Source organism: Microcoleus sp. M2_D5, assembly GCF_036701935.1.
Lineage (GTDB): Bacteria > Cyanobacteriota > Cyanobacteriia > Cyanobacteriales > Microcoleaceae > Microcoleus.
In genome coordinates this window covers 1-21,745 of record NZ_JAUBRP010000093.1, presented here as the reverse complement: position 1 = coordinate 21,745, position 21,745 = coordinate 1, and the positions used below count along the sequence as shown (strand labels likewise).

The 21,745-nt window shown below is 46.5% G+C and carries 30 protein-coding genes and 1 pseudogene; 15 read left to right on the top strand and 16 right to left on the bottom strand.

Annotated features, from left to right (window positions below):
• Nucleotides 1-372 precede the first annotated feature (372 nt).
• Entirely contained in the window at nucleotides 373-1,107 is a 735-nt protein-coding gene (locus tag QUA50_RS26260; RefSeq protein ID WP_333264921.1) for a sirohydrochlorin chelatase, read from the top strand.
• Nucleotides 1,104-1,913, top strand: coding sequence for a uroporphyrinogen-III C-methyltransferase (gene cobA / locus QUA50_RS26255; RefSeq protein WP_333264920.1), 810 nt, complete (start codon nucleotides 1,104-1,106; stop codon nucleotides 1,911-1,913). The genes QUA50_RS26260 and cobA overlap by 4 nt, the downstream gene beginning before the upstream one ends.
• A gap of 81 nt (nucleotides 1,914-1,994) precedes the next feature.
• On the opposite strand, the gene QUA50_RS26250 is transcribed toward cobA, so the two are convergent.
• The 7 genes from QUA50_RS26250 to QUA50_RS26220 all read right to left on the bottom strand — a co-directional run bounded on the left by QUA50_RS26250 (nucleotide 1,995) and on the right by QUA50_RS26220 (nucleotide 6,710).
• On the bottom strand, nucleotides 1,995-4,250 hold the full coding sequence (locus QUA50_RS26250) for a transglycosylase domain-containing protein (protein WP_333264962.1): 2,256 nt from the start codon (nucleotides 4,248-4,250) through the stop codon (nucleotides 1,995-1,997).
• A gap of 337 nt (nucleotides 4,251-4,587) precedes the next feature.
• Nucleotides 4,588-4,710 (bottom strand): photosystem II reaction center protein J, encoded by a 123-nt coding sequence (locus QUA50_RS26245; protein WP_333109398.1) that lies wholly within the window; start codon nucleotides 4,708-4,710, stop codon nucleotides 4,588-4,590.
• A 69-nt stretch (nucleotides 4,711-4,779) separates the two neighbouring features.
• On the bottom strand, nucleotides 4,780-4,902 hold the full coding sequence (locus tag QUA50_RS26240; RefSeq protein WP_015176850.1) for a photosystem II reaction center protein L: 123 nt from the start codon (nucleotides 4,900-4,902) through the stop codon (nucleotides 4,780-4,782).
• 9 nt (nucleotides 4,903-4,911) lie between these two features.
• Complete coding sequence (gene psbF, locus QUA50_RS26235) at nucleotides 4,912-5,049, bottom strand: cytochrome b559 subunit beta (RefSeq protein ID WP_006635504.1); 138 nt, start codon at nucleotides 5,047-5,049, stop codon at nucleotides 4,912-4,914.
• Nucleotides 5,050-5,069: 20 nt separating this feature from the next.
• Complete coding sequence (gene psbE, locus QUA50_RS26230; protein ID WP_006635503.1) at nucleotides 5,070-5,318, bottom strand: cytochrome b559 subunit alpha; 249 nt, start codon at nucleotides 5,316-5,318, stop codon at nucleotides 5,070-5,072.
• A 56-nt stretch (nucleotides 5,319-5,374) separates the two neighbouring features.
• Complete coding sequence (locus tag QUA50_RS26225; protein ID WP_333264919.1) at nucleotides 5,375-6,388, bottom strand: photosynthesis system II assembly factor Ycf48; 1,014 nt, start codon at nucleotides 6,386-6,388, stop codon at nucleotides 5,375-5,377.
• Entirely contained in the window at nucleotides 6,375-6,710 is a 336-nt protein-coding gene (locus tag QUA50_RS26220; RefSeq protein ID WP_333109400.1) for a rubredoxin, read from the bottom strand. The genes QUA50_RS26225 and QUA50_RS26220 overlap by 14 nt, the downstream gene beginning before the upstream one ends.
• Nucleotides 6,711-7,076: 366 nt before the next feature.
• Between QUA50_RS26220 and ndhC the strand changes: the two genes are divergently transcribed.
• From ndhC to QUA50_RS26170, 10 genes are all read left to right on the top strand, one after another.
• Nucleotides 7,077-7,439, top strand: coding sequence for a photosynthetic/respiratory NAD(P)H-quinone oxidoreductase subunit C (ndhC, locus tag QUA50_RS26215; protein ID WP_006635500.1), 363 nt, complete (start codon nucleotides 7,077-7,079; stop codon nucleotides 7,437-7,439).
• Nucleotides 7,430-8,155: a photosynthetic/respiratory NAD(P)H-quinone oxidoreductase subunit K gene (ndhK, locus tag QUA50_RS26210; RefSeq protein ID WP_333264918.1), complete on the top strand. Its 726-nt coding sequence runs from the start codon at nucleotides 7,430-7,432 to the stop codon at nucleotides 8,153-8,155. Before ndhC ends, ndhK begins: the two co-directional genes overlap by 10 nt.
• The gene (locus QUA50_RS26205; RefSeq protein WP_333264917.1) at nucleotides 8,148-8,651 is read left to right on the top strand and encodes an NAD(P)H-quinone oxidoreductase subunit J; all 504 of its coding nucleotides are present in this window, start codon (nucleotides 8,148-8,150) and stop codon (nucleotides 8,649-8,651) included. Before ndhK ends, QUA50_RS26205 begins: the two co-directional genes overlap by 8 nt.
• A 167-nt stretch (nucleotides 8,652-8,818) precedes the next feature.
• Nucleotides 8,819-9,043 carry a type II toxin-antitoxin system HicA family toxin gene (locus QUA50_RS26200; RefSeq protein WP_006635497.1) on the top strand — a complete coding sequence of 75 codons (225 nt, stop codon included), beginning with the start codon at nucleotides 8,819-8,821 and terminating at the stop codon, nucleotides 9,041-9,043.
• Nucleotides 9,040-9,267, top strand: coding sequence for a type II toxin-antitoxin system HicB family antitoxin (locus tag QUA50_RS26195; RefSeq protein ID WP_333264916.1), 228 nt, complete (start codon nucleotides 9,040-9,042; stop codon nucleotides 9,265-9,267). Before QUA50_RS26200 ends, QUA50_RS26195 begins: the two co-directional genes overlap by 4 nt.
• An 85-nt stretch (nucleotides 9,268-9,352) precedes the next feature.
• Nucleotides 9,353-9,601, top strand: coding sequence for a DUF4926 domain-containing protein (locus QUA50_RS26190; RefSeq protein WP_333264915.1), 249 nt, complete (start codon nucleotides 9,353-9,355; stop codon nucleotides 9,599-9,601).
• Nucleotides 9,602-9,671: 70 nt separating this feature from the next.
• A complete protein-coding gene (locus tag QUA50_RS26185) occupies nucleotides 9,672-9,827 on the top strand; it encodes a hypothetical protein (RefSeq protein ID WP_333264914.1) in 156 nt (51 codons plus the stop codon).
• Nucleotides 9,828-9,833: 6 nt separating this feature from the next.
• The gene (locus QUA50_RS26180; protein WP_333264913.1) at nucleotides 9,834-10,094 is read left to right on the top strand and encodes a hypothetical protein; all 261 of its coding nucleotides are present in this window, start codon (nucleotides 9,834-9,836) and stop codon (nucleotides 10,092-10,094) included.
• Nucleotides 10,095-10,260: 166 nt separating this feature from the next.
• Nucleotides 10,261-11,640 (top strand): class I SAM-dependent methyltransferase, encoded by a 1,380-nt coding sequence (locus QUA50_RS26175; RefSeq protein WP_333264912.1) that lies wholly within the window; start codon nucleotides 10,261-10,263, stop codon nucleotides 11,638-11,640.
• A 50-nt stretch (nucleotides 11,641-11,690) separates the two neighbouring features.
• A complete protein-coding gene (locus tag QUA50_RS26170) occupies nucleotides 11,691-12,311 on the top strand; it encodes a Uma2 family endonuclease (RefSeq protein ID WP_333264911.1) in 621 nt (206 codons plus the stop codon).
• Between the two features lie 276 nt (nucleotides 12,312-12,587).
• Here the strand turns inward: QUA50_RS26170 and QUA50_RS26165 are convergent, their stop codons facing one another.
• From QUA50_RS26165 to QUA50_RS26125, 9 genes are all read right to left on the bottom strand, one after another.
• Nucleotides 12,588-13,253: a Na(+)/H(+) antiporter subunit B gene (locus QUA50_RS26165; protein ID WP_333264910.1), complete on the bottom strand. Its 666-nt coding sequence runs from the start codon at nucleotides 13,251-13,253 to the stop codon at nucleotides 12,588-12,590.
• Nucleotides 13,253-13,840 carry a DUF4040 domain-containing protein gene (locus QUA50_RS26160; RefSeq protein WP_333052097.1) on the bottom strand — a complete coding sequence of 196 codons (588 nt, stop codon included), beginning with the start codon at nucleotides 13,838-13,840 and terminating at the stop codon, nucleotides 13,253-13,255. The genes QUA50_RS26165 and QUA50_RS26160 overlap by 1 nt, the downstream gene beginning before the upstream one ends.
• A complete protein-coding gene (locus QUA50_RS26155) occupies nucleotides 13,830-14,117 on the bottom strand; it encodes a monovalent cation/H(+) antiporter subunit G (RefSeq protein WP_333264909.1) in 288 nt (95 codons plus the stop codon). The genes QUA50_RS26160 and QUA50_RS26155 overlap by 11 nt, the downstream gene beginning before the upstream one ends.
• Entirely contained in the window at nucleotides 14,114-14,344 is a 231-nt protein-coding gene (locus tag QUA50_RS26150; RefSeq protein WP_333052300.1) for a hypothetical protein, read from the bottom strand. The genes QUA50_RS26155 and QUA50_RS26150 overlap by 4 nt, the downstream gene beginning before the upstream one ends.
• Before the next feature lie 458 nt (nucleotides 14,345-14,802).
• Nucleotides 14,803-15,186, bottom strand: coding sequence for a Na+/H+ antiporter subunit E (locus QUA50_RS26145; RefSeq protein WP_333052092.1), 384 nt, complete (start codon nucleotides 15,184-15,186; stop codon nucleotides 14,803-14,805).
• Nucleotides 15,183-16,613 (bottom strand): cation:proton antiporter, encoded by a 1,431-nt coding sequence (locus tag QUA50_RS26140; RefSeq protein ID WP_333264908.1) that lies wholly within the window; start codon nucleotides 16,611-16,613, stop codon nucleotides 15,183-15,185. The genes QUA50_RS26145 and QUA50_RS26140 overlap by 4 nt, the downstream gene beginning before the upstream one ends.
• Nucleotides 16,610-16,948, bottom strand: a complete 339-nt coding sequence (locus QUA50_RS26135) for an NADH-quinone oxidoreductase subunit K (protein WP_333052085.1) — start codon at nucleotides 16,946-16,948, stop codon at nucleotides 16,610-16,612. Before QUA50_RS26135 ends, QUA50_RS26140 begins: the two co-directional genes overlap by 4 nt.
• A 493-nt stretch (nucleotides 16,949-17,441) precedes the next feature.
• On the bottom strand, nucleotides 17,442-18,707 hold the full coding sequence (locus QUA50_RS26130; RefSeq protein WP_333264907.1) for an ABC transporter permease: 1,266 nt from the start codon (nucleotides 18,705-18,707) through the stop codon (nucleotides 17,442-17,444).
• A gap of 204 nt (nucleotides 18,708-18,911) precedes the next feature.
• Entirely contained in the window at nucleotides 18,912-20,732 is a 1,821-nt protein-coding gene (locus QUA50_RS26125; RefSeq protein WP_333264906.1) for an efflux RND transporter periplasmic adaptor subunit, read from the bottom strand.
• 174 nt (nucleotides 20,733-20,906) lie between these two features.
• On the opposite strand from QUA50_RS26125, the gene QUA50_RS26120 reads away from it, so the two are divergent.
• From QUA50_RS26120 to QUA50_RS26110, 3 genes and pseudogenes are all read left to right on the top strand, one after another.
• On the top strand, nucleotides 20,907-21,167 hold the full coding sequence (locus QUA50_RS26120) for a hypothetical protein (RefSeq protein ID WP_333264905.1): 261 nt from the start codon (nucleotides 20,907-20,909) through the stop codon (nucleotides 21,165-21,167).
• 9 nt (nucleotides 21,168-21,176) lie between these two features.
• A complete protein-coding gene (locus QUA50_RS26115) occupies nucleotides 21,177-21,557 on the top strand; it encodes a PIN domain-containing protein (RefSeq protein WP_333264904.1) in 381 nt (126 codons plus the stop codon).
• Nucleotides 21,558-21,574: 17 nt separating this feature from the next.
• Nucleotides 21,575-21,697: pseudogene (locus QUA50_RS26110) on the top strand (BrnT family toxin); the annotation flags it as partial.
• Nucleotides 21,698-21,745 lie beyond the last annotated feature (48 nt).

Here is a 21,745-nt window from a genome sequence, read left to right as displayed (position 1 = left end):
GGGCCCGTCATGAGTGGACGGGCCCGACGCCCATCCCACAATAACAATTAAAATTGTAAGTTATTTAATTCGCGCTCCTATTAGAAAATTTAAGCCCTGTATAAAGTAATTTTTAAGCCCCGCACCTTCTTTCCTAGGGTGTGGGGCTTGGAAAATTTAAGCCCTGTATAAAGTAATTTTTAAGCCCCGCACCTTGGTTAACTTGTTACAGGTGCGTGACTCGGAATATTCGGGTTGAGTGTTGAGTATTTTTCAAGTCACGCACCCTACGATATCGAACTTTTGCGTTGAGTATTTTTCAAGTCACGCGCCCAACGGTGTTATAATTATTTGAAATTCGGCTCGAACATTAACATCAAATCTATATTGAAATTGCGATCGACCTATTTATTAGTTTCTCACGGCAGCCGCGACCCCAGACCCCAACTAGCTTTGGAAAACCTAGGTCAACTGCTCTCTCAAAATTTGGCTGACTCGTTCCCAGCAGTAGCAACCGCCACCTTAGAACTCGGCCCCGCACCGCTGCACGAACAAATTTGCAGTTTTGGTCAACGTACCTTGTCGCTGGGACTGACAGAATTGCAAATCCTGCCTGTATTTTTATTGCCGGGAGTTCACGTCGCCGAAGACATTCCGGCAGAGGTGAAAATTGCCCAAAAAACTTTTGGTGACCAGCTAAAAATTGAATTGCGCCCGCATTTAGGTTCCCAGGAAGCAGGCTTAACAAAATTGGTAAAAAGTCAGATGGAAGAGGTGACTTTTCTCCCCAATCTGCTATTGCCAAAATGGATTTTATTATCTCACGGCAGCCGCCGCCCCGGAGGTAACTCGACAGTTGAGGAAATCGCCAGCCAACTCGGTGCGGTGACAGCTTATTGGTCGGTAAAGCCGAGTTTGTCAGAGCAAATTGAGAGTTTGGTTCGTGGTGGACAGCAGCAAATAGGGATTGTGCCATACTTCTTATTTAATGGAGGAATTACAGATGCGATCGCCAAAAATGTCGCACAGCTAAAGCAGCAATTTCCTGCGGCGGAACTTCATCTCGCAAATCCTCTAGGCCCAAGTGTAGCATTAGCAGACTTAATTAGGGATTTAATTCAAAAATGAACCGCAGAGGCACAGAAGAGGTAAAGGAAGCAAGAAAAATGTCTTTAGGAAAAGTGTATTTAGTAGGTGCGGGGCCCGGAGATCCGGGTTTGATGACCTTGAAGGGAAAAGCTCTTTTAGAGTGTGCGGATGTGGTGATTTACGACGCTTTAGTCAGCCCTCAAATTTTGGCAGCAATCAACCCCCAAGCAGAACGAATTGATGCCGGAAAACGCAAAGGCCGCCACTCGTTAATGCAAGATGAAACAACTCAGCTAATGATAGAAAAAGCTGCAGATAATGCGATCGTAGTTCGTCTCAAAGGCGGCGATCCGTTTATCTTCGGCCGCGGCGGCGAAGAAATGGAAGAGTTGGTAAAAGCTGGAGTGTCGGTAGAAGTCGTCCCCGGCGTAACTTCTGGGATTGCGGCCCCTGCTTATGCTGGAATTCCTTTAACACACCGATCGTACAGTTCGTCTGTCACCTTTGTCACCGGCCACGAATCAGCGGGAAAATACCGGCCGGAAGTAAATTGGCAGGCGATCGCCCGCGGCTCGGAAACCATTGTAGTATACATGGGAATCCACAATTTGCCTTACATTATCGGCCAGTTAACAGCAGCCGAATTGAGTGCAGAAACGCCCGTAGCCTTAGTGCGCTGGGGAACGCGGCCGGAACAAGAAGAATTGATCGGGACTTTGGGTACAATTGTAGAGCAAGTTGAGGCGATCGGATTTGCAGCACCTGCGATCGCAGTAATCGGAAATGTTGTCAATTTGCACTCGATATTGTCTGGCTGTCGGCCAGTTTCTCAGAGTGTAGAATAAGCGCAGAAATTGCCCCTAAATCCTCGTAGGGTGCCACTGGGCACCTTACTTACTACTTTTGATTCGTCTGTGCTGATGACTTCAACGCGCCACCTGCCGCATATATTCCCCCCACAACTGAGCGGCATTTGCACTACCTCCCCCAGTCGGAGAATTATCATCATTTCCCAACCAAACTCCTGTCACCAGTTGCTGACTCGGAATATAACCGACAAACCACAAATCTCTATTATCATTAGTCGTGCCTGTTTTTCCAGCTTCTCCCAACCCCAAAGCAGCACTGCTACCCGTACCTCCCCGCACAACACCTTGCAGCATATCAGTCATCGTATCCGCTACGGCTTCAGAAACTAACTGCCGATTGGCAACGCCATCTTTTTGATACTCATAAATCACCCGGCAACTGTTAAAATCATTTCGATCTTTGCAATCGCTGCTGTCAATAATTCGCTTAATTACGTGGGGGCGATTTCCCAAACCCCTATTGGCTAAAACCCCGAAAGCACCCGTTAATTGCAACACATTAACTTCACTTTCACCTAATACTAAACCCGGGTTAGAACGCAGTTCCGAAGTAATCCCCAAACGCCTAGCCATTTGCACTACATTTTCTAAACCGACATCTTGTTGTGCTATTCTTAAAGCAATTGCATTTTCCGACTGTGCTAAACCCCGATACATATCAGTATTACCGCTGGTTCTTTCGCAGCCGCTGTAACTTTGTCCTCCCCAGGAAAGGGGAGCGCAAGAATAAGTTTTATCGGGTGAGATTCCCCGTTCCAGGGCGGCTGCATAGGTGAAAATCTTAAATGTAGAACCGGGCTGTCTCAAAGCTTGGGTAGCCCGATTAAACTGACTTTTCAAGTAATCTACGCCCCCAACTAAAGCTAAGACTTCCCCGGTTGTACTATTGAGAGTAACCACGGCTCCTTGAGAAAAACCAGCACTGGCTCCCGCATTTTCAACAGCATTTCTGAGGGAAGTTTCCGCCAACTTTTGCAGGCCGGGATTCAAACCTGTTTCTACAATAAAATTGCCTTCTCTGGCTAACTGCTCCCCCAGCAAAAACTCCAATTCGTCAAATACATAACTGTAGAAATAAGGAGCGATCGTACTTTGCAGATATTGGCGGGCTTTAGGATTGATCTCAATTCGCGATCGCCTCGCGCGATCGGCTTCTTCCTGAGAAATCGTCCCCAGGGCCCGCATCCGTTCGATCACTCGATCGCGGTACTGCACCGCCAACTGATAATTTTGAATCGGATTAAAACTGTTGGGAGCAGGCAAAATCCCTGCCAAAGTCGCCGCCTCTGACAAAGTTAAATCCCTGGCAGACTTCCCAAAATAAAACCGAGCCGCATCCTCAAAACCGTAAAGATCGATCCCCAAAAACACCCGATTTAAATAAGTCAGCAACAGTTCGTCTTTGCTGTAATAATTCTCCAGTTTCAACGCCACTACAGCTTCCCGCAACTTGCGTCCCGCCGAATCTTGAGTCCCCACATAATCTCGAAACAAACTCCTCGCTAACTGCTGCGTCACAGTGCTGCCGCCTTCGCGAATTCCTCCCCCGCGAACATTGGTTAAAAGCGCGCGCAAAACTCCGATCGGATCTACCCCCAAATGCCAATTGTAGCGGCTGTCTTCCGAAGCAAGTACCGCCTTGGATAAATAAGGCGAAAAATCCTGCAATTGTTTTAATTCTAAGTGAGCGTTATTCTGAGGAGGACGCAGCGGAGTTTGCCCGTCGCGGGCGTAAACAATCACGGGCCCGTTGATACTTCTCGGCAGAGGCCGCACTTGAAACTTGGTCGATTCCATGCCTACCAACACGGCAATCAAAGCGGTGATTCCGCTGACGCCATAAAAGCTGTAACGCACAAGTTGCACATACCAAGGCGGCGGATATACGAATTGAATTCTGACAGCGGCGGCTAGTTCCGGCGGCCCTAAAGTGAACACGTCTCCGTGACGCAGGGACATACTTTTAACTCGCCTTTTGCCATTGTAAATGCCGTTTGTGGAGTCTTCATCTTTGATGACAAAAGGAGTCCGCCGCCGACTATCCCGCGACAGGGATAAGTGTACGTGACTGACAACGGGATTGCGAACTACTATATCTGAAGATTTGGACGATCGACCTAACAGATATCGATCCCCCAACAGCGGATAAACCTCAGCTTTAGCTGCACCCGCATCCTGCACCCACAGTTCGGGTACTTTGGCGTTCGGTTTCAGCGCTAGCTGGTTAAAATTAACCTTAGCAATAGTCTGGACTGCTTGGGTAATCGCACCCAAGACGGTTTGAGGTTTGCGGGGCGGCGGCGGTGGGGTCATATTTCGCTGTGCACTACGATCGAGCGATCGGCTCTTGCACCATTCTACTCGCAACTTTTGGCTAATTTCACGATCTGCCTGCACTCAATTCGCGATCGTCGGCTAATGGCGATCGATTTTGGGGTTATTGGTGAACCCGCAAGGCGAGCATTTCCTTGAGCAAATCTCCACTCAACCACAAAAAATCCCGATCTTACCAGAAATTTAAATTATCATAAACTTGCCAAAAAATCAACACTTTCGATAACATTTATCCCTGATTTAGCAACCAACTTCGCATAATTAAAACCCCCCTTTTTCAAGGGGGGTTAACAGCCGAAAATCAGCTTGATTCTACTTACATCGAAGAACCCAAACCGGCATAAGCACCGTAGAAGAAAAGACTCACAATGGTGAGAACACCGAGGCCTGCAACAGTAGCTACCAGCCACAAAGGAATTCTGCCACTTTCACTAAACATAGCCATCACCTCACTAATTTACAGCTCAACAAATTCGATGGAACTATCGAAAGCCAACTCAGACACCAGTTAATTAAAGAAATAACTGGAGAACAAAATACCCAAAACAAAAATCAGCAACAAACCCAAATACAAAGAAGTCCGGTTTAACTCAACAGGCTGCTCGTTGGGATTAGGAACGCGCTCAGGCATTGTAAACTCCTATCGTTGAATAAATTGCATTGCTGCGATCGCGCCCAAAAAGAAAATTGTTGGGACACCTAAAGTATGAACTGCCAACCAGCGCACCGTAAAAATCGGATACGAAATTGGCTCATTATTGGGGGTTCTACTCGTCATTTTTCCAAATCCTTGTTAAATTACTTGGCAATGAACTGATCTACTTGTTTCTTAGCTTCAAAGCGATCCGAGATAATCGGCACTTCTTCGCGCTGCGGTGTGAAATACTGGTTAGGGCGAGGAGTTCCGAAAGCATCGTAAGCCAAACCCGTTTGCACAAACAGCCATCCAGCAATAAACAAAGCCGGAATGGTGATGCTGTGAATTACCCAATAACGGATACTTGTAATAATGTCCCCAAACGGACGTTCTCCAGTTGTACCAGCCATTTAGAATCCTCCTTTCAACAACAAATTGACAGACAATCTCTCTTACTATTCTACTATCAAGCAGCTTGCGCTGAACCTTGATATTTAAGTAGAGTACCGCTCGCGCCGATCACAAATCCGCGATCGGGGCCCATAAAGACAATCCTGTAAAAATTAGCGGGAACATCTTCTACTTCGCGGTCTTTTAGCCAAGTTTTCCCGCCGTCCAAACTGCACAGCAAATTGCCGCCGCCGCCGGCTACCCAAACTTCACTATCAGTCCGGTAAGCCATGTCCAGCAAACCCCAACTCGCCTTGCGATCGGGAAAAAACGGTTTTCCCCAACCTTCAGCACTTTCCGGGTCGCTAAACTGAATTTGACCGCCGCGGGCGAGCATCCACAAACGCCCATCCTTGGTAAAGCCCATATTTTGCAGGCGGCGAGAACTATTGCGGTTGTGAGGTTCCCAAGCTTCTTGTCCGGGTTTCCACACCGAGTAGAAATTGCCCTTCGAGGAAACCGCAACATACTGCCCGTCTTCAGAACGGTTGATATTGCGAACTACCCCAAAAGAATCCTGCACGACAGCTTTCCAATTTTTGCCGCCGTCCGAAGTCCGGTAAATCGCCCCGACATCGGTCGTCATCTCGGCGGAATTCGGGCCCAAAGCTGCGATCGTACTCGGAGAACCGGGCAACTGAGAGCTCAAAGCAATCCGCGTCCAAGACTTGCCCTCATCGTTCGTGTGGAGCAAAACTGAAGGCTGGCCGACAATCCAGCCTTCGGAACCGGAAAAACTCACCGACGCAAAACGCGACCTCGGATCGTCGATATCCAGTGCTATAGGCTTCCAGCTAGTACCGCCGTCAAGGGTTTCGAGCAGAGTCGCCTCAGAACCCACAACCCAGCCGTGCTGAGGATTGCCGGTAAAAGCAATATCCTGCAAATTAGCTTCCGTCGGTAAGGAAATCACTTGCCAGGGGTTGTAACTCACAGAACCGATGGTGCTGCAACTCGTACAGATGAGCGCAGCGGCCAATAACATTACAATTCGTTGCCAAAATCTCACAATCGTTTTACTGCAAACCATACATACTAAGTAACAACAAGAAACCAACGACCAAGCCGCCAAAAATCAGCAAACTTTTCTGACCTTCGGTCATGCCGTTGACACCGACACCGTAGCGCTGATTTGCCTTAAATCCCGATACCCCTTCCATCTGACCGAGATTTTGAAACACCGATTTGCGCGCCCCGCAAACGGGACAGACCCAAGTTTGGGGCAAATCTTCAAAAGCCGTGCCCGGGGCAATGTCAATTTTAGGATTTCCCTTTTTCGGCTCATAGACGTAGCCGCAGGCGCGGCACTCGTGCCGATCGAGGGTTTTGGTCTCAGTGGCTCGATCGCTCATAAATCCAAAATTATGGGTCAGCTAATCGTGAAGTACCTCAACTAAACTTCGTTCGAGTTGGGGCTTCCAACTAAAACTCATATGAGGACGGTCTTATTCGTCTTCGAGGTTTCCCGTCTCAACCGCCGATGCCACGTTAGGGACACCACTTGGGTGTTCGACACTTAAGTCGAGGATGGTCTTACTTAGCGTCCACAGGCAGCCGCCCGTCTTCCACAGGCAGTTACAATATTAAAATATACATTAAAAATTATTGCAGAAGATGGACGATCGATCTCAACCAACTCGTAATTTTAGCTACCCAAAATCTATATAATGTAACAGACAAGTTACAGAACCCTTTCACCTAGGCAGTAATTATTCACCGTGTTTGCACTCAGCGGCTACGAGTATTTCTTAGGCTTCCTGTTAATTTCCAGCCTAGTCCCTATCCTCGCCCTCACGGCGTCTAAGGTACTGCGGCCCAAAAGTCGTCCCTACGACCGACGCACTACCTACGAATCCGGGGTCGAGCCGATCGGCGGAGCCTGGATTCAGTTCAACATCCGATATTATATGTTTGCCCTGGTCTTCGTCATCTTCGACGTAGAGACCGTCTTCCTCTATCCTTGGGCGGTTGCTTTCAACCAGCTAGGACTGTTGGCTTTCATCGAAGCCTTGTTTTTTATCACGATCCTCGTTATTGCTCTTGTCTATGCATGGCGCAAAGGAGCCTTGGAATGGTCTTAAGTTCAGACAAATCACAAAAACCTCTAATTGTCAACCCCGCTATTCGCCCTGAAGTCACATCCGAATTATCAGAGAACGTCATCCTAACTACGGTTGATGACCTCTACAATTGGGCGAGACTTTCGAGCCTGTGGCCGCTGCTTTACGGTACTGCTTGCTGCTTCATCGAATTTGCAGCTTTGATCGGTTCGCGCTTCGACTTCGACAGATTCGGCTTAGTACCGCGATCGAGTCCCCGACAAGCCGACTTGCTCATCACCGCCGGCACAATTACCATGAAGTACGCCCCCATCTTGGTGCGGCTGTACGAACAAATGCCCGAACCCAAATACGTGATCGCGATGGGCGCTTGCACCATCACCGGCGGAATGTTCAGCGTAGACTCCACCACAGCAGTCCGCGGCGTTGACAAACTGATTCCGGTAGACGTGTACATACCAGGCTGTCCCCCCCGCCCAGAAGCGATTATTGACGCAATTATCAAACTGCGGAAAAAAATCGCCAACGATTCCATGCAAGAACGGGCCAATTTGCTGCCAACCCACCGCTACTACACCAGACCCCACAAAATGAAAGTAGTAGACGACATTTTGGACGGCAAATACTTGTCAGTTCCCGGTCGGATGGCGCCGCCGAAAGAATTGACCGAAGCAATGGGGATGCCAGTACCGCCGGCTTTGCTGACTGCACAAAAACAGGAGGTAAACCGTGGCTGAACAAGAATCTGCAATTGTTGAAGCCGGGAAGGTTTCCCAGTGGTTGACTCAGAATGGCTTTGAACACGAAGCTTTAGCGGCCGATAATTTGGGCGTGGAGATATTAAAGGTCGATCGAGACTTTTTAATTCCGATGTCAACAGCACTGTATGCCTACGGGTTTAATTATATGCAGTGCCAGTGCGCCTACGACCAAGGGCCGGGAGAAGATTTAGTCAGCGTTTACCACTTGGCTAAGCTGACAGATAATGCCGTCAAGCCCGAAGAAATTCGCGTCAAAGTATTCATTCCCCGCGACGATCCCAGAGTGCCATCAGTCTACTGGATTTGGAAAGCAGCCGATTTCCAAGAGCGGGAATCCTATGATATGTACGGCATAGTCTATGAAGGACATCCGAATCTGAAACGGATTTTGATGAACGAAGATTGGGTAGGCTGGCCGCTGCGGAAAGATTACATTTCCCCTGATTTTTACGAACTGCAAGACGCTTATTAATGTTTTGAGTTTTTAGCTCAAAGCATGGTTTTTTGTTTGACGAGCACCTACTTCTTTGAGGAGTGGGTGCAATTTTTTTGGTACAGTTTTTGGGAAAGGTCGATCGAAACTTTTTGGGATATGATGAAAGTGTGTCCGTCACCTTGCCACATTTTTAATCTCTGCTTATGCCCAAAAAGATTAGAGAACTCAAAAGCCTGCTGCTAAAAGCTGGGTTTACTTATCGTTCGGCAAAAGGCAGTCATACAAGATGGGTTCATCCTTTACTACCAAATGAACCAATTACCATTGCTGGAAATGATGGCGATGATGCGAAACTGTATTTAGAGAGAGAAGTTAATCGAAAAATAGGAATATTGAAAGCAATTGAAGAAGAGGAATCTGAATCATGAAATTACCTTATATAATTGTTATTCAATGGTCGGATGAAGATAACTGCTACCTGGTTCACTTACCTGATTTTCCATCTCAGCAGTTCCACACTCACGGAGATACCTACGAAGAAGCTTTGCAGAATGCAGTGGAGGTATTAGAGCTTTTAGTTGAAGAATATCAGGTAGATGGTAAATCTCTCCCAGCACCTAAAACTCTAGTAGAAAACTTGCTGTTTGCTTGAATGTAGATTTGAAGTCATTGAGCATGATTCGGAGATTCCGAGATTAACAACCTGCTATCCTCTGTAATGTCTGGAGGTAATAAGAGTGACAAAGAATACAATTAAATTACTAGATGTCGTTGCCTTGACAGTTGACATTCCTGAATACAACCTGTGGGGCGGACAAGTAGGGACTGTGGTTGAACTGTTGGCTGATGGTGCAGCGTTTGAAGTTAAATTTAGCGATCGCAACGGACGCACGTATGAATCTGTCGGGCTGCATCCAGAGCAAATCATGGTGTTGTATTTTGAGCCAGCATCACCCGATCGCAAACTCGCAATGGTTACAGCTTAGCTTTTTCGATCGATCGCCCGCGCTCGCCTAGTAGGTGGTAAAGTATAAGGGTATAGCTATAAAAACACCTATGACACTCACCCTCACTCTGACACCAGAAATAGAGCAATACTTAACACAAAGAGCTCAAGAGCAAGGGCTTATGACGGAAGCATACACTCGGCAACTGCTGATAGAATATATTCTGCTAAAACAAAAGCAGACAAAATCGGTTAATCTGCTTTAGTCTTGGATGGATGAAGAAGATGCCGAAGAGCAGCAAGAAACAGGTGAGTATCTAATTCATGCTCTTGACGAAGATCGTTTATCCGATCGCCAGCTATTTCCTATTGAATTAAAAGGTGTAATACTAATTCTCAAAACTCATGCAACAGTATCGGTAGGGTGCGTCGCCACCTGCCACTCCCAAAGGCGAGCGACAATTGACGAGCGACGCACCTTACTCTCACTCTATGAGCGCAAACAAACCAAACATTCATCATTGTTGCAATAATTTGGAGAATTGGTGTAACTTGGTGAGCAGAGTCGTTTTTCGGACAACAGGAAGGCGCGATCGCAGTTTATCAATCTAACAGATGAGTTCCAACGATCGCAAAACCAAACTAGAATATGGGGATTTTCAGACACCGCTGGAATTAGCCGAGATGGTGTGTCGGAAATTGATAGAACTTGATGTTAACCCCAAAGTCATCATTGAGCCAACTTGCGGCATAGGTAATTTCATTAAAGCTGCTGCCAATTCGTTTCCATCCGCCAGCAAGATTATCGGGGTTGAAATCAATCAAAGTTATTTAGGAGAATTAAGAGCTAAGCATGAATTGTTACAGGATGAAAGATGTCAGGTTAAGCACGGAGATTTTTTTGAGTTTGACTGGACATCCTTAATCAACAAATTTAATCATAGGGTGCTGGTACTTGGCAACTTTCCTTGGGTAACAAACTCACAACAAGGAACTATTGGCAGTGAAAACTTGCCTAAAAAAAGTAATTTTCAAAAGCACACTGGCTTAGATGCACTAACAGGTAAAAGTAACTTCGATATCTCAGAATGGATGCTGATCCATGCGATACAATGGTTGCAAAATCGTGAGGCCACTCTGGCAATGCTTTGCAAGACTTCCGTTGCCAGAAAGTTATTGAGTTACATTCATTCAAAAAAACTTAACCTCGCTAGCTGTGCAACTTACAAAATAGATGCTAAAAAGTATTTTGATGCAAATGTTGATGCCTGTCTGTTATTCTGCAAGTTTGACTTAAGTTCACAAAACTACTTCTGCGATGTATTTAGCAGTTTACACAGTTCAGAATGCCACCGAATCGGATATCAAAAAAATATCCTGATTAAGGATATAGATTCTTTCAATAAATTGAGTAATTTATATGCTGTAAATTCAGGAACCAAATGGCGATCTGGCGTCAAACATGACTGCTCGAATGTGATGGAGTTTCGGAAAATTGATAATTTGTTTGTCAATGGATTTGGGGCAACTGTCGAACTTGAGGAAACTTATCTATTTCCGCTACTTAAAGGATCTGATGTTGCTCAAAATCGCATTGATGCTACGGATCGATATATCCTAGTTACTCAAAAATTCATCGGTGAATCAACCGAAAATATCAAAACTATAGCTCCAAAAACCGGACGTTATCTAGAGAAGTGCGGGCAATATCTAGATAATCGAAAAAGCAAAATTTATCAAAATAACCCTCGATTTTCGATTTTTGGAGTAGGCGATTATAGCTTCCAACCTTGGAAAATTGCGATTTGCGGGCTTTATAAAAAATTGGATTTTAGGTTAATCGGTGAAATCGCTAATAAACCTGCAATCTTCGATGATACTGTTTACTTTCTCAGCTTTGACAGCGAGAGAGTTGCACGTCAAACTTTTGAGCTTTTGAATTCACCGGTGGCAATTAACTTTTATTCAGCGCTCGTATTTTGGGATGAAAAGCGCCCGATTAAATCCAGCATTTTAAATTGTCTGAATCTAGCACTACTGGCCGATTTGGAATTTGTAACCGCAGATGCACGCAGATAAACGCAGATAAATAGATATCTAATTTAGATTATCGGTAATTCTGAAAACCTATGACTCAAGCTTTACCTAAGCTCGTAAACTTCGAGGAATTTGTGGAGTGGCTGCCTGAAAATTCGGCGGTACGCTACGAACTGCACAATCGAAATATTATTGAGATTGTACAACCAGCAGGCAAACACGCAGAAATTACAGGCTTTCTGACAATCGAAATTGCTGTTGAAATTAAAAATCTGAGCCGGCCCTATGGTATTCCAAACCAAGCGATAGTTAGGCCTCCTGAAAAAGATTCTGGTTATTTCCCTGATGTGTTGGTACTGAATCGCGCAAATTTGGCACAAGAAACTTTGTGGCAAAAACAATCTATCCTCAGTTTGGGTGCATCGATACCTTTGGTAATTGAGGTTGTGTCAAGCAATTGGCGGGATGATTACTATTTGAAATATGCTGATTATGAGGAGATGGGTATCCCTGAATATTGGATTGTGGATTATGCTGCGTTGGGCGGACGCAATTTTATTGGCAATCCCAAACAACCGACAATTTCTGTCTGTAACTTGGTAGATGGTGAATATCAAATATTCAAGTTTCGAGAGAACGATCGCATTGTGTCGCAAACTTTTCCTGATTTGAACCTGACTGCAAATCAGATTTTTGGAGCTGGTTTAGTCTAAGGTGATATCTTGGAGATTGGGATTTTTTAACCGCTGATGCACGCAGATAAACGCAGATGAGTACACAGGAATTACTTATCAAAAGCAAAGAAACCGGGTTTTTGATTTCGCAAAAAACCCGGTTTCTGACTACTCGTGGGTAAGCATTATAAACGTAAAATATCGTTTACGGTTGTTGCTGAATGATTAAACTGCAGAGAAGACGGAGGACACAGAGTCAGAGATTGAGAGAGATGAATAATTTCGATGCCAATGGATTTGAGATCGGAACATTTGTCATAGCAATCCGCGATAGCGAATAAACACCAACAGCACCGCCCACGATCCTAATGCGACTTTGACTGCAACCAGGATATTGAGCAAGGGGAGAATGCCACCGCTGAAAAGTGTGCCTAACTCTCCGTGCGGTAACTCATATCCTGACAGAGTGATAACGGACAATACAATGAAAACAAGTACCGAAACTTTCTCCAAAGTCGCGGCGTGCCAGCGCTTGTAGATTTCTTGCATCCACTGCGGTGATGAGGTAATCGCCACCAAGCCGATCGCAGTTCCCCCCGCTACACCCGCCGCAAAACCACCGCCTGGACTTAAATGGCCGCGAATTGCTAGTTCGATACCCACCAACGCGGCAATCGTCGCTCCCAATCGCGCCAAAATAATCGATGGTTGATCGGTAAACTGATATATGGCGCAGGACGGCTGTTCATTGGCTAGCATAAAACTTGCACCCAAGATGGCGATCGTAAATACTACGACTTCAAAGATCGTGTCGTACAGCCGATTTCGCAAAATGATACCGGAAACCGCATTGGATACTCCACTATCTTGAACAACCAATTCGACGATCGAACTTTGCTGCGATAACTCCATTGTGGGATTGGCGATTAGCAGCATTTTGACAAACAGCGCTATCCCGGATAAAAAGTAAACCCACTTCATCAATGCTTGTCCTCTGCGTCAGGTGTATTTACATAGGTTAGGGTTGTCCCCGGTGATGAAAGTTCGGTTTGCATGATGTCGTAGACACGCCGAACTCTGGTTGCGGTGTTATAAAGTTGCGCTTCGCCGCTGTGTTCCAATTGGCTTTGTGGCGCACAAGCTGCATGAACTTCTTTTTCCCTCAGCGCCCGCTGCAATGCCTGTGCACTCGCATAGGGAACGAGTTCCAGGCGCATATGGCGTTTCTCAAAAACTGTGCGGATGTCATCTATCAGTTGCTTAAAATCACCTGCGGTTTTGTCGTTTGGTATAGCCTCGCCCTCTGTCCCCTCTTCGATTACACCCAGACGCAGCACGAAGGATGAACGCACCGTCACTGCATAAAGTGTAATCGCGAGTAGAGTACCCATCAAGGCTTCGGTCAAGCCCACATCTCCCGCCCCTAGAATTGTATACACCAAGGCGGCGATCGCTCCCAATACCCCCCGCAGCAGCAATGCGTGGTATGGATTGACCTGAAATACCACCATACCAGCAGCTAAGGGTAGCAGAGCGACGAGGACATAAATGTAGCTATTATCGTTCATAGTTAGTCCCTGTTTTGGAACAATAGGCCAACACATATCCCAGCATTGTGTTCCAGGTTGCTAAGCAAACGATCGCCAGAATCAGCAGGGGCCATTTACTGGGTATTTGCAGCAGCAATCCGACGACTATCGCGATCGAACCCAGCGTATCTGCTACCGAAAGACTGTGCAGTTTATATAAAACCGATCGCTTCCCAAGTAGGTAAGAAGTACCCCAAAACCAGAAAAAAATCCCTATACCGATGCAGGTATAGCTCAATACATCTATTACGATCATGCTTCACTGATACGTTTGATTATTTGTGCCAACAACATCAAGCCAGCATTACCCACACTGAGGATAATCGCCGCCACCACACCGATCATCCAATCATCGCGCCAGACGGATATGACGAGAGCGATGATTGCCGCCTTGGTCGAAATACTGGCAAACGCCAACATTGTCTGCCAGATATCATGATCTTTCCATACCTCATACATGGGTATGAGCAGAGCCAAAATCATCGCAATTAGAATCAAGTTGTTCAAGTTGTTCAATTGTGTGTACTCCTGATTTTTCTTACTTAATATTGGGGCGGGCTCGCGTCCCCAACCCCTTACACCCCACAAGAAACTCTTGAGAATAGTGCAAGTTAATAGACCTCTGCCATCATTGTGGAACAGGGTTCCTGCCTGTTCTTGACGGGCTGTTTCGCGGGTCGGGGCGGGTTTATTTAACCTGTCTGCAATCTTTAAAGCTATTGGTGAACCCGCCCCTACAGATTCTTGAGAATTATCCAATATCGAGCGTGTAAATAAACTCGGATATGTCAGAAAATGTAAAGTATCGTAACCCCTGCGATAGAGCACTTTTACTAACTGCGGACATACTTACCTATTTTATCGCCGTTCTACTTATTTATTTCTCCCTTCTCTGCCTTCTCTGAGTTCTCTGCGGTTAAATAATTCCGAAAAAACTTCAGCTAATTACTCGAAGTCCGCCGCACTCGGTGTACTTCGTAAAAACCCTCTTCGTGATATTTCACAACAATCGTCTTGGGAGTAAAAGTGATCACGAAGACATCTAGGAATATCAGCAAGGGCGATCGATGGTTTGGCACTTTTTCCATGATCACATCTTCGTGTCTGTGGGGACGGAAGATGAGTTCAAAAGCTTCTATATAAGCTATCGGAATCGCCATGAAGATTTTACCAAACACCCCCAACCATTCCCTCAAAGGTTCCGGGGGTGTGTAGCTGCGCGGCAACAGGAAAGCAATGATGATGCCGATCGCAATATTTGCCAAACTAAAATCGGCAGTAAGTAGAAACCAGATCGTCAGTCTTAATATTAGCTGTCCAATCATTGTGGTAATGCCATCCAGAATAGTAGGAGCGAAATCAAGCTCATAAAACCGACCAAATGATCGAATTGTTCAAGCATACGTGGCAGTTTGATTGCCGTGCGTTGAAAAATTAGAAAATAGGCTAACCAACCAACACCGATGATGGCGATCGCCTTAAGCATATTTTCCAGGGTATAAGCCTGAACATCAAAAGCATTGGCTGCAATCAGCCCACCTAGCAACAGCAACACCGCAGGCCAAAAACCGGGTTTTGATTTTGCTTCTCCACCACGGGGCAGAAAGATGAATTTAGCAAATAGGATAGCAGTTCCTACTGCTGCCACATTCATGGCGATCGTATAAGCGGGTGTCAAATTCTTCAAAGTCAACATCTTTGCCCCAAAGCCAACCAAAAAAGGAAAGCCTGAGATCGAAAGGCTAGCTACGACTAAGGCAATCCAGAGCTTAGTATTGATCTGCTTTTGTCGCAATACCTTAAAGTCGCGGCTGGGTAAAGAACCCGCAATCAGGAACAGGGCTGATTTGACCAAGCCGTGGGCGAGGGCATAAAAGCCTCCCACTTCCGGGGCTACGAGAATCCAACCTAACTGCGAAACCGTGCTGAACGCCAGCATCCGCTTGGTATCCTTTTCAAAGATGCCATAGAACACGCCCATCAACGCCGCCCCGACTCCGAAAATCTGGACGATGGGTGCCACCTCCTCCACCATCAGCGCGCACCGCACGAGGGGATATACCCCCGCTTTGACCACAATCCCTGACAGCAAAGCCGACACTGGGGTTTCTGATTCCGAGTGAGTTAGCGGTAGCCATAACCCCGATACAAACACACCTCCCTTAACCAAGAGTGCCATAAAGATCAGAGCTGTCGCCTCTGGGGGCGCTGCACCCAAGCCGGCAAAACTAAACGAATTACTTGCCTTATAAACCAGCACGGCACCGACTAGATAAAACAGCATTGCCGTGTTGCTAATAAATAGATAGCGCAAAGCCACCCAAATCGATCGATCGGTGCGAGGATAGGCAATCAAGAGAAACGCCGCAATCCCGCTGACTTCTAACCCCACATATAAACTGATAAAGTCACTAGAGGCAAAGGCCGCATTCAGGCTGCCATGTACCATCAGAATTTGTGCATAAAAAAATGCCGTCTTCTCTGTGGGCCAACAGTAGATAATCACCGCTGCTGTGACTAAGGCATTGGTTAAGATGAAATAGCCGCTCAAGCGATCGACTAACAACGTGACACTAAAATTATCCAGTAACTCCAGCGTCACCGCTGACGGCATAGCAAAAAGCTGGAACGCATAGGCAGCGGACGCTATCGCTCCGAATATTGCCAGATACTTGTCAAACTTCGGAATCAAATAAATACTAAACCCGACAAAAAACGGGAGTCCAATCCAGGCTAGCGTCAGGGTATTCATGGGGTATTATTCATCTCGATTTCGTTACTTTCTAATGTCGGATTATCTCGTGCCAGCTTCATCACACTAACCAGCATTAAAGCCTGAATCGAAAAGCCGATCACGATCGCCGTTAAGATCACCGCCTGGGGAACCGGATCGGCGTAAGCGACAACATTTTTTCCCTTTGAAATAATTGGTGTCAGCAAGCCTTCTCGCGATGCCACCACCACGTAATAGGCGATAACCCCTGTACTCATGACATCCATACAGACGATTTTCATGAGCAGGTTCTTTTTAAAGATGATACCAAAAAATCCGCAAAATACTGTTGCCAATACCAATGCTTCTAACATGGAAATTGCGTGTTGGATAAGGGGTTTTTGTTATTATATTTGAATTGGCGTATATTATTTCTAATGGGACTTAGAAATTTTCTATCCCCTAAACTAGCTGAAACGCACTCTAGGTAAGGGAAAGAGTTTTCGGCTCCGTCAATCGATTTTAGATTTTAGATTTTAGATTTACTTGCGCGAGATAAATGCGGGGGCAATAAGTGATTTTCGATTTTCGATTTGGGATTGATTTGCGCGAGATAAATCACGTGGCGGGTACCACATGAAGAAATTTTTGGTCAGATCCCAAACCCTTGCCAGTTCTGGACTGTACCCAATTCAACCTCAAACCCTTTACCTGTCGCTGTTTGCAGCCATTTTGGACGTGACTTTTGTCTAAGTCTCGTTAGCGAATCTGTGGCCGACAACGAAGTCCGATCGTCCATCAAACCCGGTTTCAGAGCACTCGTGCGTCCAAGAGTGTTCAATTTCACTGGAGCGAACCTCACTAAGTTCAATCATTCCGCAAAGCTGCGATCGGATCTAAGCGAGCCGCATTCCGAGCCGGTAACACTCCAGCCAATAAGCCTACAGTAAAGGATAGCCCAAAACCAGCCGCGATCGACCATACAGAAACCACAAACGGAAATTTGAATGCTGTCGAGGCCCCAAAGGCGATCGCAACTCCCAACCCAATACCCGCCGTTCCCCCCACCGTGGAAACTAAAATAGATTCCGCCATAAATTGAATGAGAATTGCTGCATTAGTAGCGCCTACGGCTTTGCGAATCCCGATTTCCTTAGTCCGTTCCACAACAGACACCAACATAATATTAGCAATACCGATGCCGCCAACCACCAAAGAAATTCCGGCGATCGACCCCACCATCACCGTAAATAAACCTATCACATTGCTGAAAGTATTAACTATCTCAGCTTGATTTACAACTCGAAAATCATCCGGTTGTGGCGGATAAATATTGTGGCGCAAGCGCATGATATTTTCCACTTGAAATTGAGCATCCGCCAAATCCGATTCGCCGGCAGTTTCCAACCAAAAACCCGATATTGCAATCCCCGCTAAAGAATTTCTCCCCACAATCCGCGAAGACATATTTTTGAGGGGAATATACACTCGATCGTCCTGATCTGTTCCCCCTACAGACCCCTTGCTTTCCATAACTCCAATGACCTTGTAGCGGTTTCCCTGAATGCGAATATCAGAGGATAGCGCATTAACTCCGGCTCCAAAAAGTTCGTCCCGCACCTTAGAACCGAGGACAACTACTGGCTCAGCAGCATTCAATTCATCCTCGTTAAAAAACCGTCCTTCTTGGGGTTGAATGTTCTTCACATCGGGATAGTTTAAATCCGTTCCCAAAATCGAAGTAAATGAATTTTGTCCGCCGTAAACGACTTGCACTTGGCGCTGCAAATAAGCCGAAATCGCCTTAACAGCAGGAGCTTGTTTGCCGATCGCCCTAGCGTCATCCCAAGTCAGGGTAGTAGCAGAACCGCTTCCCTGACTGACACCGCCCGATCGCGAAGCGCCGGATAAAACCAACAGCACATTTGTACCCAAAGCCTTTAACTGTTCTTCAGTTGATTTTTGTACTCCCTGTCCCACCGAAGTAATAGCAATTACCGAAGATATCCCAATAATTACGCCCAGCATAGTTAAACTGGTACGCAATTTGTTATTCCACAGCGCCTCTGTCGCCATGAACGCGATTTGAACGTTAGAGATTTTATTGATCGCTGGCCGAGTTTTTAATTTCATTAGGTAGTTGGGAATAGGTAATAGGTAATGCCTAAGTGGTGAGGATTAAGATTTTTTTAAACCGCAGAGAGCGCAGAGAACACAGAGGGAGAGCAGAAAGAGATCGAGAATTCTGATACCAACATATTTGATATGATTGACACTCAATAATTAATCCGTGTATCCGTGTCCAAATCCGTGTAGTGCTTTTCTTCTTCCTTCCCACTAACGCAAGGGCCTTCCGCCACCCGGTTGCAAACCAGGAATTCCACCCGACGATGGATTTTGGGATCTAGGCCGCAATCCGGGGGGTAAACTAAGCAGCACTTTTTCATTTCCTTTCAAACCCGATCGCACTTCCGTCTTGTCATCCACCGTCATACCAGTCTTAATCGGCATAAAAACAGGTTTGCCATCTTCTCCACCCGGAACATAAACCCCTGTTTCCCTTTGTTGGCGGACAATTGCCGCAGTCGGGACTACCAAAACATTTTTGAGTTCACCAGCCTTAAACTCAACATTCACATTCATTCCCGATCGCAGCATTTGTCGATCGTCATTAATAATTGCCGCTTTTACCTCAAAACTTGTCACATTTTGCTGGACGATCGACTGAGGCGAAATTTGAGTGATTTTACCTGTAAAAGTCTTTCCCGCAAAAGCATCGGCTTGAATAGACGCAGAGAGGCCGATCTGAATCTGAGAAATATTAGTTTCTGCTACGTTTGCTACTAATTGATTTTTGGAAGCTAAGGACAAAATCGAAGAAGAAGTCGCCGAAGAAACCGCACTACCTGCCGTCGTGGGAGTCACAAAAGCGCCCGGATCGGCGTACTTGCGGGTGACAGTGCCGGTGAAAGGAGCCCGCAGCACAGTGTCGTCGATCAGGGCTTGAACGCTTTGCAGGCTGCCTCTAGCGGCGAGAACTTGGGCGCGGGCTTGGGCGATGTCTTCGGGGCGGGAACCGGCTTCTAGCAGCGCCAAAGCTTGCTGTTTTTGCTGCAGGGCGGCCTGCCCCGCTGCGATGTCTTCCGGGCGTGCGCCCGATCGCGCCAGGGCCAAAGCTTGCCGTTTTTGCTCGACTGCGGCCCGCCCCGCTGCGATGTCTTCGGGGCGCGATCCCGATCGGGCTAGGGTCAAAGCTTGCCGTTTTTGCTCCACAGCAGCCCGCGCCGAAGCGATTTCTTCGGGGCGAGCACCCGCTTGCAGCAAAGCTACAGCTTGTTCGGCTTGCCTGACTTGCGTCCCGGCTCGATCGCGCGCGGTGCGGGAGTTGTTGACAATTTGCAAAGCAATGGCTCCGGCATTGTAGAGTTCCTGATTTCTCTGAAAGTCTTCCTCTGCTTGGTTTTTGGCGTATTCGGCATCTCTGAGTTGGGCGACTGCTTGGGCGATGTCTTCAGGGCGATTGCCCTGGAGCAATTTTTGTAAATTTGCCTGTTGTTCAGCTAACGCTGCCTCAGCTACGGCAATATCCTGGCTTCGATTGCCTTTGAGCAATTTTTCCAGACTTGCTTGTTGTTCAGCTAACGCTGCCTCAGCTACAGCAATATCCTGGCTTCGATTGCCGTTGAGCAATTTTTGTAAATTTGCCTGTTGTTCAGCTAACACTGCCTCAGCCACAGCAATGTCCTGAGTTCGAGTGCCGTTGACCAATTTTTCCAGGTTTGCTTCGGCGGCTGCGAGTTGCCCGCGAGTTTGGGTAAGCTGCCCTTGGAGGTTGGAGTCGTCCATGTAGGCGAGAATCTGCCCTTGTTCAACCCTATCTCCTTCCTTGACAAGCAAACTTTTGAGCATTCCTGAAGTTTTGGGGCTGACGTTAACGGAACGTTCGGGCACAATTGTGCCGTTTGCCGAAATTGTAATCGGCAGGTTCGCCCTTTCGACAGCAACGGTTTTTTCCTGGCGCCTGGTTTCGCGGCTCGATTTGACTGTGAGTTGGCTGTAAGCTGTGTAGCCGACTCCTGCCAGCAGGGAAGCGGCGAGGAGTCCGCTAAGCCAGGGAGTCAGCTCTTTTTTAATCTGAAAGTGCTTTACTAAGTACATATAAATTAGACCTGATGGGTCTGTCTTGAATTTAGACCGATCGGGAACCGAAAAGGTTCAATTGAAGTCTCACTAGGTTTTTTCGGTTGTAGCGCAGGTATCTTCGGATAATTTTGGATAATCAGGACATCAGCTACGATTAATTTAGAATCTCGATCGATGAGGAACGCAGACATGAGCATTCAATTAGAGTTGCCGCCGGAGTTAGAAAGTCAACTGTCTACTGAAGCTTTGCGGCTAAACCTGCCTTTATCTGAGTACATCCTACGTGTTTTATCGCTCAGACAAGTTCTGAGCAACCCACCTAAAACTGGAGCAGAACTTGTTGCTTACTGGCAAAGCGAAGGAGTCATCAATTCACGACCTGATATCACCGATAGTCAAGTATATGCTCGAAACCTGCGCCATCAGGCCCAAACACGGACACGGACATAAGAAACGCTAATGTATCTTTTAGACACTGATGTTTTAATTGATATTCAACGGGGTCATGCACCTGCAATTGCTTGGTTTTGCAGTCTTTCAAATGTACCTAGTGTTCCCGGTTTTGTAGTCATGGAGCTAATCCAAGACTCTCAGAATATGCAGCAAGTTCGCAAAGCACTTCAATTGGTTGCACCATTACCCATAATTTGGGCCACTGAAGCTGATTGTGCTTGTGCGCTGTCAAATTTCACAACTTACCATTTGTCAAACAGTCTGGGATTGCTTGATGCTTTGATTGCCGCCTGTGCTGTGGGACGAGGTTTAACGCTTTGCACATTTAACGTTAAACATTATCGAGTTGTCCCAAACCTTTTGACAGCACAGCCTTATGCACGTTAACCTAAGATCGCTGGTTTGGAATCGGTTTTCTCGGTTCTGGAATAGCGGTAGTAGTCTGGACAGAACGTCAAAACAATGTAATCCGAATCATTTCAGCGCGAAGAGCCAACCGTCATTCGATTTTAGATTTTAGATTTTAGATTTTAGATTGACACCACGGATAAATCCGGGGGCTTGAGGATGCAAGG